Source organism: Billgrantia aerodenitrificans (assembly GCF_021404405.1).
In the GTDB taxonomy this organism is placed as follows: Bacteria; Pseudomonadota; Gammaproteobacteria; order Pseudomonadales; family Halomonadaceae; genus Halomonas; species Halomonas aerodenitrificans.
The window spans coordinates 235,493-251,356 of record NZ_JABFTV010000005.1; the positions used below are offsets into that span (position 1 = coordinate 235,493).

17 protein-coding genes are annotated in these 15,864 nt (G+C 64.6%); 7 read left to right on the top strand and 10 right to left on the bottom strand.

What is annotated here, in order from left to right; translation table 11 throughout:
• Positions 1-52 precede the first annotated feature (52 nt).
• From nei to HOP59_RS11585, 4 genes are all read right to left on the bottom strand, one after another.
• Entirely contained in the window at positions 53-874 is an 822-nt protein-coding gene (nei, locus tag HOP59_RS11570) for an endonuclease VIII (protein ID WP_234254047.1), read from the bottom strand.
• Between the two features lie 96 nt (positions 875-970).
• Positions 971-2,992, bottom strand: coding sequence for an excinuclease ABC subunit UvrB (gene uvrB / locus HOP59_RS11575; RefSeq protein ID WP_234254048.1), 2,022 nt, complete (start codon positions 2,990-2,992; stop codon positions 971-973).
• A 135-nt stretch (positions 2,993-3,127) separates the two neighbouring features.
• Positions 3,128-3,547: an OsmC family protein gene (locus tag HOP59_RS11580; protein WP_234254049.1), complete on the bottom strand. Its 420-nt coding sequence runs from the start codon at positions 3,545-3,547 to the stop codon at positions 3,128-3,130.
• Between the two features lie 45 nt (positions 3,548-3,592).
• Positions 3,593-3,790, bottom strand: a complete 198-nt coding sequence (locus HOP59_RS11585) for a hypothetical protein (RefSeq protein ID WP_103968000.1) — start codon at positions 3,788-3,790, stop codon at positions 3,593-3,595.
• A gap of 138 nt (positions 3,791-3,928) precedes the next feature.
• Between HOP59_RS11585 and ygfZ the strand changes: the two genes are divergently transcribed.
• Positions 3,929-4,957 (top strand): CAF17-like 4Fe-4S cluster assembly/insertion protein YgfZ, encoded by a 1,029-nt coding sequence (ygfZ, locus tag HOP59_RS11590; protein WP_234254050.1) that lies wholly within the window; start codon positions 3,929-3,931, stop codon positions 4,955-4,957.
• On the opposite strand, the gene HOP59_RS11595 is transcribed toward ygfZ, so the two are convergent.
• Both HOP59_RS11595 and HOP59_RS11600 read right to left on the bottom strand, forming a co-directional pair.
• Positions 4,954-5,733 (bottom strand): TatD family hydrolase, encoded by a 780-nt coding sequence (locus HOP59_RS11595; RefSeq protein ID WP_234254051.1) that lies wholly within the window; start codon positions 5,731-5,733, stop codon positions 4,954-4,956. The genes ygfZ and HOP59_RS11595 overlap by 4 nt on opposite strands.
• A 49-nt stretch (positions 5,734-5,782) precedes the next feature.
• Positions 5,783-7,372 (bottom strand): peptide chain release factor 3, encoded by a 1,590-nt coding sequence (locus HOP59_RS11600; protein ID WP_234254052.1) that lies wholly within the window; start codon positions 7,370-7,372, stop codon positions 5,783-5,785.
• A 185-nt stretch (positions 7,373-7,557) separates the two neighbouring features.
• On the opposite strand from HOP59_RS11600, the gene HOP59_RS11605 reads away from it, so the two are divergent.
• Together HOP59_RS11605 and HOP59_RS11610 are read left to right on the top strand one after the other, a co-directional pair.
• Positions 7,558-8,823, top strand: a complete 1,266-nt coding sequence (locus tag HOP59_RS11605; RefSeq protein ID WP_234254053.1) for an ATP-binding protein — start codon at positions 7,558-7,560, stop codon at positions 8,821-8,823.
• 14 nt (positions 8,824-8,837) lie between these two features.
• Positions 8,838-9,377, top strand: a complete 540-nt coding sequence (locus tag HOP59_RS11610; protein ID WP_234254054.1) for a response regulator transcription factor — start codon at positions 8,838-8,840, stop codon at positions 9,375-9,377.
• Positions 9,378-9,554: 177 nt separating this feature from the next.
• Here the strand turns inward: HOP59_RS11610 and HOP59_RS11615 are convergent, their stop codons facing one another.
• Together HOP59_RS11615 and hybE are read right to left on the bottom strand one after the other, a co-directional pair.
• On the bottom strand, positions 9,555-10,328 hold the full coding sequence (locus HOP59_RS11615) for a 3-hydroxybutyrate dehydrogenase (protein ID WP_234254055.1): 774 nt from the start codon (positions 10,326-10,328) through the stop codon (positions 9,555-9,557).
• A gap of 84 nt (positions 10,329-10,412) precedes the next feature.
• Positions 10,413-10,859 (bottom strand): [NiFe]-hydrogenase assembly chaperone HybE, encoded by a 447-nt coding sequence (hybE, locus tag HOP59_RS11620; RefSeq protein WP_234254056.1) that lies wholly within the window; start codon positions 10,857-10,859, stop codon positions 10,413-10,415.
• Between the two features lie 141 nt (positions 10,860-11,000).
• Here hybE and HOP59_RS11625 point away from each other — a divergent pair, with 141 nt between their 5' ends.
• The 3 genes from HOP59_RS11625 (at position 11,001) to HOP59_RS11635 (ending at position 13,119) form a co-directional block, all read left to right on the top strand.
• Positions 11,001-11,822, top strand: a complete 822-nt coding sequence (locus HOP59_RS11625) for an inositol monophosphatase family protein (protein WP_234254057.1) — start codon at positions 11,001-11,003, stop codon at positions 11,820-11,822.
• Between the two features lie 120 nt (positions 11,823-11,942).
• A complete protein-coding gene (locus HOP59_RS11630) occupies positions 11,943-12,203 on the top strand; it encodes a GrxA family glutaredoxin (RefSeq protein WP_086511371.1) in 261 nt (86 codons plus the stop codon).
• 148 nt (positions 12,204-12,351) lie between these two features.
• Positions 12,352-13,119, top strand: coding sequence for a VOC family protein (locus HOP59_RS11635; RefSeq protein ID WP_234254058.1), 768 nt, complete (start codon positions 12,352-12,354; stop codon positions 13,117-13,119).
• Between the two features lie 225 nt (positions 13,120-13,344).
• On the opposite strand, the gene HOP59_RS11640 is transcribed toward HOP59_RS11635, so the two are convergent.
• On the bottom strand, positions 13,345-14,004 hold the full coding sequence (locus HOP59_RS11640; RefSeq protein WP_010628649.1) for a CoA transferase subunit B: 660 nt from the start codon (positions 14,002-14,004) through the stop codon (positions 13,345-13,347).
• 75 nt (positions 14,005-14,079) lie between these two features.
• Positions 14,080-14,781, bottom strand: coding sequence for a CoA transferase subunit A (locus HOP59_RS11645; RefSeq protein ID WP_010628650.1), 702 nt, complete (start codon positions 14,779-14,781; stop codon positions 14,080-14,082).
• A gap of 130 nt (positions 14,782-14,911) precedes the next feature.
• Between HOP59_RS11645 and HOP59_RS11650 the strand changes: the two genes are divergently transcribed.
• The gene (locus tag HOP59_RS11650; RefSeq protein ID WP_234254059.1) at positions 14,912-15,808 is read left to right on the top strand and encodes a LysR family transcriptional regulator; all 897 of its coding nucleotides are present in this window, start codon (positions 14,912-14,914) and stop codon (positions 15,806-15,808) included.
• The last annotated feature ends 56 nt before the right edge of the window (positions 15,809-15,864 follow it).

Sequence of the window (15,864 nt, forward strand, 5' to 3'; positions counted from 1 at the left end):
CGACGACGCCGAACAGGAAGATAACGGTATAAATGCTAGCGATGTAAACCGTTCAATCAGGCTGACAACTCGGGCAGCGATAAAGCCGACGCGAGGCGACCATCAGCCGCTCGACCGGTGTGCCGCAGGCGTGGCAGGGCCGCCCGTCGCGCTCGAACACGGCAAAGCGACTGAGCCGCCGGCTTTCCCCCTGCCGCCTGGCAGCGGCCGCCCACTCGGCGCGGTTGGTCACGCCGGCCTGTTCATAGGCCTGCCGGGTCACGGCGAGAATGGTGTGCGCCAGCCCTTCCAGTCGTTCACCGTCCAGGTCGACGACTCGGGCCGTGGGCGGTAGCCCGGCGAAGAACAGAATTTCGGAGCGCAGGTAGTTGCCGATGCCGGCGAAAGGCGCCTGATCGAGCAGCAGCCCGCCCAGCCGGCGGCGCACGAAGCGCGGCTCGCTCAAACGCGCCATGGCCTGCTCCGGCGTGACCCCGTGGGTCAGCAGGTCGGGACCAAGGCGGGAGAGAAACGGATGCTCGGCGAGCCTCTCGGCCGGCCACAGCGAGACATCGGAGGCGCTGTAGAGGCTGGCCGAGCGCCCTTCTGCCGTCAGCCGCACGCGCAGCGAGCGCTGGGTATCGGGTTCGCGCTCGGCGTCGTGGAGCTTCCATACGCCGTAGAGCTGGTTGTGACTGTAGAGCACGCGACCGTCGTCGAAGCGGGTCAACAATGCCTTGCCCCAGCTGTCCACCGCCGTGACCTCTCGCCCCACCAGCGATTCGGCCTCGGCGGCCAGTTCGGGGAAGGCAAACCACACGGACTCCAGCCGCCTGCCGGCAAGCTGCTCATGCAGGCGGTCGGCGGCACGGCGAATCTCAGGGCCTTCGGGCATCGTTACTCCGATTCAGAATAAAGCGGGAACGCAGCGAGAAGCGCCGGGGACAGCGCCCCCTCAAGCCCTGTCGACGGAAAGCCTCGAGCGGGCGGACTACCCCAGCGCCAGCTGCCGCTCCTTGAGCTCATGCAGCCGGTCGCGCAGCCTGGCCGCCTCCTCGAACTCCAGGTTCTGGGCCGCTTCGAACATGGCGTCCTCGACCCGCGAGACCTCCTTGGCCAGATCGGTCGGCGAGAGTTCGCCGAGATCGTAGACCGCCGCGCCCTCGGCCACCTTGCGCTCGCTGCGCCGTCCCTTGCCCTTGCGCCCCGGCGCCTGAGCCGCCTCCATGATGTCGGCCACCGAGCGGGTCACGGTAGTCGGCGTGATGCCGTGCTTCTCGTTGTGGGCGATCTGCTTGGCGCGGCGCCGCTCGGTCTCGTCGATGGCACGACGCATGGAGTCGGTCATGCGGTCGGCATAGAGGATCGCCTTGCCGTTGGCGTTGCGTGCCGCGCGGCCGATGGTCTGGATCAGCGAACGCTCGTTGCGCAGGAAGCCCTCCTTGTCGGCATCGAGGATCGCCACCAACGATACCTCGGGAATGTCGAGCCCCTCACGCAGCAGGTTGATACCCACCAGTACGTCGAAGTTGCCCAGACGCAGGTCGCGGATGATCTCGACCCGCTCCACGGTGTCGATGTCGGAGTGCAGGTAGCGCACCCGCACGCCATGCTCGTCGAGATATTCGGTGAGATCCTCGGCCATGCGCTTGGTCAGGGTAGTGACCAGCACCCGCTCGCCCACTTCGGTACGCAGGCGGATCTCGGAGAGCAGATCATCGACCTGGGTCGAGGCCGGGCGCACCTCGATCTCCGGGTCGACCAGGCCGGTGGGACGCACCACCTGCTCCACCACCTGGCCGGCGTGCTCGGCCTCGTAGGGCCCCGGCGTGGCCGAAACGAAGATCGTCTGCGGAGAGATGCTCTCCCACTCCTCGAAGGTCATGGGGCGGTTGTCCAGCGCCGAGGGCAGGCGGAAGCCGTACTCCACCAGCGTCTCCTTGCGCGAGCGGTCGCCCTTGTACATGCCGCCCACCTGGGGAACGCTGACGTGGGATTCGTCGATGAACAGCAGCGCGTCGTCGGGCAGGTAGTCGAAGAAGGTGGGCGGCGGCTCGCCGGGATTGCGCCCTGAAAGGTAGCGCGAGTAGTTCTCGATGCCGTTGCAGTAGCCCAGCTCGTTCATCATCTCCAGGTCGTAAAGGGTGCGCTGCTCGAGGCGCTGCGCCTCCACCAGGCGGTCGTTCTTGCGCAGCCACTCGAGGCGCTCGACCAGCTCGAGTTTGATCGCCTCGGCGGCGGAGAGGATCGTTTCCCGCGGCGTCACGTAGTGGCTCTTGGGATAGATCGTCATGCGCGGCACCTCGCCGCGGGTTTCGCCGGTAAGCGGATCGAACAAGCGAATCGAGTCGATCTCGTCGCCGAACAGCTCCACCCGCACCGCCTCTTCGTCGGAATCGGCCGGATAGATGTCGATCACGTCGCCGCGCACTCGGTAGGTAGCGCGCTTGAAGTCCATGTCGTTGCGGGTGTACTGCAGCTCCGCCAGGCGTCGCAGGAAGCGGCGCTGATCGATCAGCTCGCCGCGGGTGAAGTGCAGACGCATCTTCAGGTACTGGTCGGGATCGCCCAGGCCGTAGATCGCCGAGACCGAGACCACGATCAGCGCATCGCGCCGCTCGAGCAGGGCCTTGGTCGCCGAGAGCCGCATCTGCTCGATGTGATCGTTGATCGAAGCGTCCTTCTCGATGAAGGTGTCCGACGAGGGGACGTACGCCTCCGGCTGGTAGTAGTCGTAATAGGAGACGAAGTACTCGATGGCGTTGTCGGGGAAGAACGACTTGAACTCGCCGTAGAGCTGTGCCGCCAACGTCTTGTTGGGCGCCATGACGATGGTCGGGCGCTGCAGCCGCTCCACCACGTTGGCCATGGTGAAGGTCTTGCCCGAGCCGGTCACGCCGAGCAGGGTCTGATGGGCCAGGCCCGCCTCCAGCCCCTTCACCAGGCCTTCGATGGCGGCTGGCTGATCGCCGGCAGGCTTGAACTTCGAATTGAGGCGAAACGGCTTGCTCATCGCGGCTCCAGGCATGCAGCAGGCGCCCTGGGGCGCCTGCTGTCTCAATGGTTCGTCTTGGTCCGTGCATCAGGTCTATGCTTCAAGACCATGCTTCAGCACTGCAGCTCCGTGAGTATAGGAGCGTGGCGGCCATCATGCCGCGTCGACGGCACTGCGCGTGGTGACTTCCACGGTGGAACTGGTCATGAGGCGGTGGATGGGGCACTTGTGGCTGATCTCCTCCAGCCGCAGGCGCTGCGCCTCGTCCTCGATGCCGTGGAAGGTCATCACCACTTCGAGTCGATAAATGCCCTTGCGTTCATCGCTGACGTCGCGATTGACCCTGACGCTGACGCCCTCCAGCGGCCACTGCTTGCGCTGGGCGTACATCTGCGCCGTGATCGCCTTGCAGGCACCCAGCGAGAGGTCGAAATAGTCGTGGGGGTCGGGGGCGCTCTCCTCACCGCCGAAAGCCTTGGGTACGTCGACGTAAAGGTCCTCGAAGCCCGCTATCCGCACCCGCTGGCGCAAGATACGATTCCGCTCGCTGACGATCTCGATGGTCTCTTTCATTGTACGCTCCGCTCTTGCAGCTGGATGGGTGCGGCTGGATGGGTGTTACTTGACCTGGATGGGCAGCTTGAGCGCCTCGACGGCACGGATCAGCGCCTCGCGACTGACGCGACCTTCCACCTCGGCACCGTGGCGCCCCACCTCGGCACTCTCCACCCCATCCACCATCATCAGGGCGGTAGTAATGCGATTCACCTGTTCGGCGTTTTCCACACCGGTGAAATCGAGCGATTGATGCGGCATGCATGACTCCCTAGCGTGGAATAAGGTAATAAGCAGTCTAACATGAGCGTTGCGGTGCGACACCGCTTGCAATCCGCCCTCGCCGCCCGCATACCGAACGATATACCCCCGACATGACGACCTGGAGCCACAGGCATAATGAGTGATTGGACAACCGCCCTGGAGGGGCGCCGTACGAGCGATTCACGGGTCGAGTTCGAGATCGGCGAGCCGGTCCAGCAGGCCGCGGCGAACGTCAAGGTGACGCCACTCGTCCACCTCGCCGTACTCGACGTGGTCGGCAAGGCTGCCGACAAGCTGCTGCAGGGCCAGACCAGCGCTCAGGTCGAGCTGGCCAAGGGCGACTTCGCACCCTTGACCTGTTTCTGCAACGCCAAGGGCCGCATGCTGGCTAACGCCCAGCTGCTGCGCATCAGCCCCGAACGCTACCGTCTGATCCTGCACCGTGACCTGGTGGAGCCGCTGCGCGATCACCTGAAGAAGTTCGCCCCGTTCTACAAGAGCGAACTCGCGATACGCGACGACCTGGCCCTGCTGGGATTGATCGGTGCCGACGCACCGGCCGTCGCGGCCGGGTATCTCGACACAGCAGCCCCCAGCCTGTGGCATCAGGCCGGCGATGAGGAGCGCCAGCTACTGGCTCATCCCGGGCCGCAGCCACGCGTGTTGATCTGCCTACCCCGGGAGCAGGCTATCGCAACGGCCAGCGCCCTGAACGATCAAGCGACCCTGGTAGGCAACGCCGAGTGGTGCCTGCAGGACATCCGGGCCGGGCTCGCCTGGCTCACTGCCGCCCACCAGGACGCCCTGCTGCCGCAGATGATCAACTGGGAGGCGCTGGGTGGCATCAGCTTCAAAAAGGGCTGCTACACCGGCCAGGAGGTGGTGGCTCGCGCGCACTTTCGCGGCCAGGTGAAGAAGCGTCTGGCCCACTGTCGGCTCGAGGGCGAGCAGTTGCCGGAACTGGGCAGCGCCATCGTCGACGAGAATGGCAAGAACACCGGCGAAGTGATCGCCGCGGAGTGCGACAACGAGGGTGGCGTCGAGCTGCTCGCCGTGCTGACCACCCGTGAGGAGATCGGCCCGCTCAGCATCGAGAATCGTAGCGTGACCCCGCTTCCTCTGCCCTACCCGATCGAACGGCTCGATCCGGAGAGTCTGGCCTAGGCCGCACCCTCGCCCAGGTCCAAGCCGAAGACTCTCACCGCGGTCGCCGTACTTTGTGCGGCGACCGCCTCGGGCGTCTCGCCGCGTAGCTTTGCCACCATCTCGCATACCTGAACGATCCGCGCCGGCTCGTTGCGCTGCCCCTGGTAGCCGCACAGCGGCATGTCGGGGCTATCGGTCTCCAGCACGAAGCCATCCTCGGGCAGGCTCTTCACTGCGCGCCACAGGCGCTGAGCGCGCTCGTAGGTGACCGCACCGCCCAGCCCCACCACGAAGCCGAGATCGAGAAACTTCCAGGCCTGGTCCGGCGAGCCGGCGAAGGCGTGAATCAAGCCGCCCGCCGGCAGGTCGAGCTGGCGCAGGCGCTTGGAGACCTTGTCGTTGGCATGCACGCAGTGAATCACCACCGGCAGCCGGCGCGCCTTGGCCAGCCGCAGTTGGGCATCGAACAGCTGCCACTGGTCGTCGAGGGTCTCCTCGAAGCGCGCATCGATACCGCACTCGCCTAGCGCCCGCACTTCGGGGTGTTCGTCCAGTAGGCCAGCCAGTGCTTCGACGTCGCCTTCGCCGTGTTCGTGCATGAAGTAGGGATGCAGCCCCAGACTGACGTGCACGTCGTCACGCGCGCCCAGCGCCAGCACGGCGGGCCAGCGCTCGCGGGTGGTGCCCGGCACCAGGAAATGACCGATACCGGCCGCCCTGGCGCGTTCGAACATCGCCTCGCGGTCGTCGTCGAAGGCCTCGAAGTCGAGATGGCAGTGGGCATCGATCAGCACGTCGCTCTCCTTGGCAGCTTCTTCGTCGTCCCTGACGAAGGGATGGTGGCTAGTGTTCGCGGGTTGCGGCGAAACGTATCTCCGGCCAGCGCTCCTGGGTCATCTGCAGATTGACCCTCGTGGGGGCAATGTAGGTCAGGTAACCGCCGCCATCCAGCGCCAGGTTGGCGCTCGCCTTGCGCTTGAACTCCTCGAGCTTCTTGGCATCGTCGCAGTAGATCCAGCGCGCGGTCTGCACGTTGACCGGCTCGTAGACGCAGTCGACCTTGTACTCCTCCTTGAGCCGGTGAGCGACCACGTCGAACTGCAGGGTACCCACGGCGCCGAGGATCAAGTCGTTGTTGTCCAGCGGCTGGAACAGCTGGGTCGCGCCCTCCTCGGAGAGCTGCTGCAGGCCCTTCTGCAGCGCCTTGAGCTTGAGCGGATCCTTCAGCTGCACGCGCTTGAACAGCTCCGGGGCGAAGTGGGGAATGCCGGTGAAGCGCATGTCCTCGCCCATGGTGAAAGTATCGCCGATCTGGATGGTGCCGTGGTTGTGCAGGCCGATGATGTCGCCGGGCCAGGCCTCTTCCACGTGGGCACGGTCGGAGGCCATGAAAGTCAGGGCGTCGGCGATCTTGACGTCCTTGCCGATGCGCACGTGGCGCATCTTCATGTTCTTCTCGTACTTGCCGGAACAGACCCGCAGGAAGGCGATACGGTCGCGATGCTTCGGGTCCATGTTGGCCTGGATCTTGAACACGAAGCCGGTGAAGCGGCTGTCGTTGGCCTCGACGGTGCGGGTATCGGTCTCGCGGGGCTGCGGCGGTGGGGCATACTCGACGAAGCCGTCGAGCATCTCGCGCACGCCGAAGTTGCCCATGGCGGTACCGAAGTAGACTGGGGTCAGCTCGCCGCGGCGGTAGGCCTCGAGATCGAACTCATGGGAAGCGCCACGGACCAGCTCCACCTCCATGCGCAGTTCCTCGGCCGCTTCCGCGCCGAGCACCGTGTCGACCTCGGGGTTGTCGAGTCCCTCGATGCGCTTGTCATCGGGGATACGGCTGCCCTGGCCCTGGGTATAGAGATGGATCACGTCGTTGTAGAGGTGGTAGACCCCCTTGAAGTGACGACCCATGCCGATCGGCCAGGTCATCGGCGCGCACTGGATGTTCAGCACCGTCTCCACCTCGTCCATCACCTCGATGGGATCGCGGATGTCGCGGTCCATCTTGTTGACGAAGGTGAGAATCGGCGTGGTGCGCAGGCGACAGACCTCCATCAGCTTGATGGTACGGTCCTCGACGCCCTTGGCGCCGTCGATGACCATCAGCGCCGAGTCCACCGCCGTCAGCGTGCGGTAGGTATCCTCGGAGAAGTCCTCGTGACCCGGGGTGTCGAGCAGGTTGACCATGCGGCCGCCGTAGGGGAACTGCATCACCGAGGTGGTCACGGAGATGCCCCGCTCCTGCTCCATCTTCATCCAATCGGACGTGGCGTGGCGGTCGTTGCGCTTGCTCTTCACCGAGCCGGCCAGCTGGATCGCATTTCCGAACAGCAGCATCTTCTCGGTGATGGTGGTCTTGCCCGCGTCGGGGTGCGAGATGATCGCAAAGGTTCTACGCAGCCCGACTTCGCGGGCCAGATCGGCGTCTGACATCAGTCTCGAATTCGTCTAGTGGCACCGCCTGCGGCAGTGCGTGAATGAGCAGTGGGCCGCATTCTACGGCTTTGCCCCGCGCAGTTGTAGGCCAGTCGTGCCGAAAGCGCATGCCAAGGCCGTCCACCTGCCCGCCGGCAGGCACGACAAGGTATCATGTGGGCGGATTCTTCGCTGGAGCCCTCATGCCAACCGCCCCGCCCCTGCCGCTCTCGACCCCCAGCCGCAACCTGGTGCGTCTGACCCTGGTACGCGGCATCACCTGGACCGGCTTTCTGATCGCCACCATCGTCGGCGTCGAACTGCTGCATTTCGAGATCGAAGTGGCGGCAGTGATCGGGGTGATCGTCTGCATGGGGCTTGTCAACCTCTTCACCTGGTGGCGCCTGGGCCGCCAGTGGGCGGTCAGCCACACCGAGTACGTGCTGCATCTGCTGGCCGACACCATCGGCCTGACCCTGTTGTTCTATCTCACCGGCGGCTCCAGCAACCCCTTCATCAACTACTACCTGGTACCGGTGACCATCGCCGCCGCCACCCTGCCCTGGCGCTACGCCTGGATCATCGCCAGCGCCGCCATGGGGTCGTACACCTTGCTGATGTGGGTCTACCACCCGGTCCCTCAGTTCGCCCACTACTACGACGCCGTGGGGGTCAATCTTCACATCCTCGGCATGTGGATCAACTTCGGTCTCTCGGCGGGTCTGGTGACCTTCTTCATCTACAAGATGGCCCACGCCCTGCGCAGCCGTGAGCGGGCCCTGTCCCAGACCCGCGAAGCGGCGCTGCGCAACGAGCAGATCGTAGCGGTGGCCACCCAGGCGGCCGGCACCGCCCACGAACTGGGCACACCGCTGTCGACGATGGCGGTACTGCTCAGCGAGATGCGCGAAGACGCCAAGAACGACCCCGCCCTGATCGAGGACATCGAACTGCTGCGCCGCCAGGTGGACGTGTGCAAGTCGCGCCTGCGCCACCTGGTGGAAAGCACCGACCGCAGACGCATGGCCGAACCCGAGGTGTGCGATGCCCGCGAGTGGCTGCAAGGCGTGGTGCAGCGCTGGCTGGTGCTGCGTCCCGACGTCAGCCACCGCCTGGAGATCGCCGAGCAGCGCGGCACGCCCTGGCTCAAGGTCGACACCACGCTGGATCAGGCCATCACCAACCTGCTCAACAACGCTGCCGATGCCAACCCCGACGACGTCAGCATTCGCCTGGACTGGAACGACGAAGAGGCCATCATCGACATTCGCGACCACGGCCCCGGCGTCAGCCTGGACATCGCTGACCAACTAGGCGAAACCTTCGTCTCGACCAAGAGCAAGGGGCTCGGCATCGGCCTGTTCCTGACCCACGCCACCATCAACCGCTTCGGCGGCGGTGTTAGCCTGTATAATCATCCTGACGGGGGGACGCTGACCGAAGTGATCCTGCCGCACAGCGAGCCCTGAGCGACGAGGACGCCATGCAAGACGCCGAAACACGCCTGCTGATCGTCGATGACGACGAAATGTTCTGTCACGTGCTGTCACGCGCCCTGGGCAGGCGCGGATACGAGGTGCTGGTGGCCCACGACGCGGAACAGGCGCTGAGCCTGGCCCGCCGCCACCGTCCCGAGCTGGCCACCCTGGACCTCAAGCTAGAGCACAGCTCGGGCCTGAAATTGCTGCCTGAGCTGCTCAACGTGGTGCCCAGTTGCCGCATCGTGGTGCTGACGGGCTATTCGAGCATCGCCACCGCGGTGGAGGCGATCAAGCTCGGCGCCGTCAACTACCTGTGCAAGCCGGCCGACGCCGACGAGATCCTCACCGCCCTCGACCAGCAGCAGGGCGATCCGGATGCCGAAGTGGCGGAATCGCCGCCCTCGATCAACCGCATCGCCTGGGAGCACATCCAGAAAGTACTGCAGGAGCACGACGGCAACATCTCCGCCACCGCCCGTGCCCTGGGCATGCACCGCCGCACCCTGCAACGCAAACTGCAGAAACGCCCGGTGCGACGGTAGTTCTTATAGCGGACGCGGCTTTTGTTGGGCATAGTCCTTCGAGGATGCGCTGTAAATCCATCCCTGGACGCTACCGGCGCCATCCCTGGCGCAGGACATCCTCTTCGGACTATCCCCAACCGCCGCTTTGCAGCTCGGCGTAAACCCATGGGCGGTTAAGGGGCATTTCGACAGGACTCACTGGGCCGTCCAACCCAGATCAATATTCCAGCTCGAGCCCGTCACCGCGCCTGCCGCATCCGAGGCCAGGTAGGCCACCAGCGCCGACACTTCCTCGGGATCGATCAGGCGCTTCACCGCGGCATTCTTGAGCATGATCTGCTCCACCACGTCCTGTTCGTCCATGTCGTGCAAGCGGGCCTGATCGGCGATCTGATTCTCCACCAGCGGTGTCTTCACGTAGGCCGGACAGATGGCATTGGCAGTGATGCCCTGGGGGCCGCCCTCCAGCGCCGCCGTCTTGGTCAGCCCGATCATGCCGTGCTTGGCACTGATATAGGCCGACTTGCCCGGCGAGGCGACCTGGGCATGCACCGAGGCGATATTGACGATACGCCCCCAGCCGTTCTCACGCATGGAAGGCCAGGCGGCCTGGGTCAGCAGGAAAGGTGCCGTCAGCATCAGATCGATGATCTGGCGCCACTTGGCCTCGGGAAAGTCCTCTATCGGCGAGACGTGCTGAATGCCGGCATTGTTGACCAGGATGTCGACCTTGCCGAAACGCTTGATCGCCTCCGCCACGGCCGCCTTGCACGCCTCACCGTCGCTGAGATCGGCCTGAAAGAACGCCGCACCCACGGCATCGGCCTTGGCCCTCGCCTGGTCATTGAAGTCGACGGCCAGTACCTGGTGACCGAGCTCGCGAAACTGGTGTACCACGGCCTCGCCGATGCCGCTGGCGGTTCCCGTCACCAGGGCGACGCGTGGCACGGTAGAGGTTGCATTGCTCATGGGTAAATCCTTCTACACGAGGATGGAAGACCTGATCCCCAGCATAAGCCGGGGGTCACTGCCACGACCAGCCCGCCGGAAGTCTTACCCATCAGCAGCGGGAGTCATGACCTTTTCCATCAGCCGCTGGGCCAGACGGCTGCCCTCCTCGCGGGATTCCAGGTCGCTCAGGTCATCGAGCAGCTCGCAGCGCCACAGCCAGAGATCCGCGTCCAGCACTTCGGCAACGAAGGGATAGCGGCCCGAGGGTAGATCGAACGCTCTCCGCTCACCTTCCGCAGGTGCCCGTGCGCTGGCAAAGGCAGGAAACAGCACCAGCGACAGCGAGACGGGGCTGACGAGGGCGCCCACCAGGTAGTCGCGCCCGACAGACGCCTCGCCTTGGTCGGGGCTGGCCTGAAAGCACAGCGCATCGACATCCAGCAGCGGGTTGGCGGTCGGTGTCGCTTCGAGCGCGGCACCCTGCCGCCGCCGCCAGGCCTCGGCCATCTCGTTCAGGCGCCGGTACTGCTCGGGCGTCGGGGCCAGCATGGCATGCTCCTTTCAATGCAGGTGAATACGGGGCAGCTGAATACGGGACAGCTGAATACGGGACAGGTGTATAGGCGCCCCGTTCGGCAGAACGTCTCATGGCTGCTATTCTGGCAGGTCCATGAGCGACGAGGAATGCCCATGCTCCCCCAGCAGCGTCTCGAACTTGCCGTCGACATCGCCCGGGAAGCCGGCGAGAAAATCGTGGCGGCCAGGAATGGCCAAGCCTTCAATCAGCAGCTCAAGAACGGACAGGAGCTGGTCACCGACGTGGACGTGGCCGTGGACACCCTGATCGGCGAGCGCCTGGAGGCCAGCCTGCCCGGCGAACAGCGACTGAGCGAAGAGCTGGCGCCCGACCGCGAGGTGATGAGCACGGCCGAGTCACTGTGGGTCATCGACCCCATCGACGGCACCGTCAACTTCGCTCACGGCCTGCGCCACGTCGCCGTTTCCATTGCCTGGGTCAGTGAAGGCAAGACGCGTCTCGGCGTGGTGCATGCACCGTTTCTCGGTGAAACCTACACCGCCCTCTACGGCCAAGGAGCCTGGTGCAACGGTAAGCCGATCCATGCCAGCCGCACGGGCAACCTGCAGCGCTGCCTGGTCGCTACCGGCTTTCCCTACCGGCGCGACAGCCGCCCGCCGCTGATGCGCCGCCTGATGGCCGTGCTGGAGCACTGCCAGGACGTGCGCCGCAACGGCTCCGCCGCTCTCGATCTGTGCGACGTCGCCTGCGGCCGTCTGGATGCCTACTACGAAAGCGTCTCGCCCTGGGACTTCGCCGCCGGCGTGCTGATCGCCCGCGAAGCCGGGGCCCGTACCGGCCATCTCTATCCGTGCCCCAAGGGCATACCGGAAGATCTCTACGGCGAGAACATTCTGGTCAGCGCGCCCGAGATTCACGCCGAGCTGGGGGATCTGCTGCGCGCCGCCGACGCCAACGAGCTGCGGTATGACTGAGCCTGCCGTCGCCGCGGCAATAGCACGCCCCAATCGTGTCGCTAGCAGCGCCCTATTGGCCCCGACAGCCCTCATCCGTCACAATGGCGCCAGACAAAACATCTTCAGGAGACATCTTCTATGTTCGTGGTCATCTTCGGTCGTCCCGGTTGCCCCTTCTGCGTGCGCGCCCAGGACCTCGCCCAGCGCCTGGAAAGCGCCAACGTGATCGAAGGACACCGCTACGTGGACATCTGGGCCGAAGGCATCAGCAAGGCCGACCTGGAGAAGACCATCGGCAAGCCGGTGTCGACCGTGCCCCAGATCTTCATCGACCAGAACCACGTCGGCGGCTTCACCGAGTTCGACCAGTACGTGCGCGACAATGCCCTGATGGCATGAGCCTGCCGAGCGCTGGCGCCGGTAACGATGCCGGCCCGGCGCTAGCGTTCAATTCCCGTTTAACGTTCCCCCCGCGTTGAAAGCCGTTCCTGGCCAGCCCCTATACTGAAGTCCAATACGAGGCGCATCCGGACAAAGGAACCGCACGATGCAACGGGAAGAATTCCTGCAGCAACTCTGGCTCGATTACATCCACCATCATCCTGATGTGGGAATGCTTCGCCTGTGGCCGACGGATGCACCGGTCGAATACCTGACCCTGCTCACGCTCAGCCAGCCTCCCTTCAGCACACAGGACATGCTGCCGACGCTGGGCCACCTCGGCTACCGCCCCGTGCATCGCTATGCCATGGCCGACCGCGGTCTGCTGGTGTGTCTGCTGGCACCGCCGGAAGATGGCACCTGGCTGGTGCTTGCGGAGCTCCAGCTCGGCACGCTGTCGCGGGAGCCGCGGGAAAAGCTGACCGAGCTGGTGAGTCGCACCCATCCTCAGGACACCCGTGGCAAGAACCTGCTGTGCCGCGGGCGTCCCTGGGCCATGCCCAGCTGGAGTGATTACCTCACGCTCCATGACGCCCACCCGCTGGCAGCATGGATTGCCGTCATGGGGCCCAGCGTGCATCACGCCGGTTTCGACTGCGAACGACTGGGCAACCGCTTCGAGCTGCTCGACGATGCCCTCGCGGCTGCCGGACTCGAAGGCAGCGAAGAGCGCCAGCACGGCATCTTCCCCGTATCGCCACTGCTCGAGTACCGCTTCTACCCGACCTGTTCGCAGCGCCTGGCCTTCGCCGAAGGGGACGAACACCGTATCTGCCTGGGCGGCCTCGCCCTGATGCAGAAGCGCCTGAGCAGCGACCACGAGCGTGCCGTGGAACTCCTGCTGCCCCACCACACACGTTGCGAGATCACCTGAGGGCCGCCCGCGTTATCCACAGAAATTGTGGATAACGCTGTGCAAGACAGTGTGACAAGCAGCTACATTCCGATAGCGGCGCGCTTCGCTCAGGCTGGTCATAAATTCATCACCCCCCAGTAATGGAAAGGCCCGAGCTCTGAATGAGGGCTCGGGCCTTGGTGCCTCAGCCGGACCGACCGGCATCGCCGATCGGCTCGTGTACGTTGCTGGGCCGCTGGCGCGTCAGTCGAAGGTCATTTCCGGCACGTGGTCAGGCACGATCAGCTTGCCAGCGGTCTTCTCGACGATCTCTTCCACGCTCACTCCCGGGGCGCGCTCCTTGAGGACGAAGGCGCCGTTCTCGATCTCCAGGTAAGCGAGGTCGGTGAGCACGCGGTTGATGCAACCGGCGCCTGTCAGCGGCAGCGTGCACTTCTCGAGCAGCTTGGATTCGCCGTGCTTGGAGGCATGGGTCATGGTGCAGATGATGTTCTCGGCACCTGCCACCAGATCCATGGCGCCGCCCATGCCCTTGATCAGCTTGCCGGGCACCATCCACGAGGCGATGTTGCCCTCCTGATCCACCTCGAAGGCGCCGAGCACGGTCAGGTCGACATGGCCGCCACGGATCATGGCAAAAGATTCTGCGGAGTTGAAGATGGCCGCACCAGGGCGGGCCGTCACGGTCTGCTTACCGGCATTGATCATGTCCGGATCGACCTCGTCCTCGGTGGGGAAGCGCCCCATGCCGAGCAGGCCGTTTTCCGATTGCAGCATCACGTCGATGCCGTCCGGTACGTAATTGGCCACCAGCGTGGGAATACCGATACCCAGGTTGACGTAGAAACCGTCTTTGAGCTCTTGTGCCACGCGCTGTGCCATCTGTTCGCGAGTCAGTGCCATCTTGTTTGCCTCTTGTGTTCGGTGGAGAAGCGATACGTTCGATGCCGGTTACTGTCGGCTGCTGCGGTGGCGGGCTCAGCCCTCGCGCACCGTGCGCTTCTCGATACGCTTCTCGAAAGTGCCCTGGATGATGCGGTCGACGTAGATACCCGGCGTATGGATCTGGTCGGGGCGCAGCTCACCCGGCTCGACGATCTCCTCGACCTCCACCACGGTGATCTTGCCGCAGGTAGCGGCCAGCGGGTTGAAGTTCTGCGCCGTATCGCGATACACCACGTTGCCGTAGCGGTCGGCCTTCCAGCCTTTGACGATGGCGAAATCGGCGTGGAACGCCTCCTCGAGGATGTAATGGCGACCGTTGAACTCGCGCACCTCCTTGCCCTCACCGATCGGCGTGCCGTAGCCGGTTGCCGTGTAGAAGGCAGGAATCCCGGCGCCGCCGGCGCGCATCTTCTCGGCCAGGGTGCCCTGGGGGGTCAGGATCACTTCGATCTCTTCGTTGAGCATCTGCTGCTCGAACAGGGCATTCTCGCCGACGTAGGAGGCGTAGAAGCGCTTGATCTGCTTGTCTTCCAGCAGCAGGCCCAGGCCGAAGCCGTCGACGCCGCAGTTGTTGGAGATGACGGTGAGATCCTTGACGCCGCGACGCTTGACCTCGGCAATCAGGTTTTCCGGGATCCCGCACAGGCCGAAGCCGCCGGCAACCACGGTCATGCCGCTTTCGATGCCGTCCATCGCTTCTTCGTAGGAATACACGCGCTTGTCGAAACCTGACATCGCAAAGCCTCGTCTTGTTGTGAAGTGGTGAAATGAAAGTACCTGACCAGTGTTGACCCCGCCAATATATTTGTTAAGTTTGTTTTTTTTATCAATTGATATGTATAGCTTATAAAATAGGCAGCACGACATGACCATCAAACAGCTGCGCGCCTTCCTGGCCGTGGCCCAGACGCTCAGTTTCACTCAGGCCTGCGAGCGACTCCACCTGTCACAGCCGGCATTGAGCCTGGCCATCAAGGGGCTCGAGGAGACCCTGGGCGGTCCGCTGCTGATTCGCAGCACGCGCAGCGTAAGGCTGACCCCCGAAGGCGAGACCCTGCTGCCTCTGGCCAAGCGCCTGCTGGCCGACTGGGACAACGCCGAGGAGCTGCTGCGCCAGCGTTTCACGCTGCAACTCGGGCGGGTGGCACTGGCCGCCATGCCTTCCATCGCCTGCAATCGGCTACCGCGGGCATTGCGCCGCTTCCGGCTGCGCTTCCCCCGGGTCAACGTGACCGTGCATGACGTGATCAACGAGCAGGTGATCGACATGGTGCGCCAACGCCAGGTCGAGCTCGGCATCGCCTTCGAGCCCGAGACTCGCGAAGGCATCGACTTCCTGCCGCTGTTCGACGACACCTTCGTCGCCGTGCTGCCGCCCGATTCGCCCCTGGCAGAAGCCGAGTCGGTCGACTGGAAGGCACTGCTGGCCCATGACTTCATCACCCTGCAACGCCCTTCCATGGTGCGCATCCTGCTGGAGCAGGCGCTGGCCAGACAGCAGTCCGAACTGCCGGCGGCGTTCGAGAGCCATCAACTGGCCACGGTGGGTCGCATGGTGGCAAGCGGACTCGGCGTCAGCGCCGTGCCCTCGCTGTGCCGCGAACAGATGCATGAGCTCGGCGCACGCTGCGTGCCGCTGTTCGAGCCGCAGATCCGGCGCACCGTGGGTATCGTACTGGGCGCCGGACAGGAGCTCTCCACCGCCGCACGGGCGCTGCATGAAGTGCTGCAGACGACGCTGTGCGAGTCGCCCCCCACATAATGTATGGCTGGGCAGCATCGGCACGATCCATTAGCATGTGCGCCTAACCGTCACAC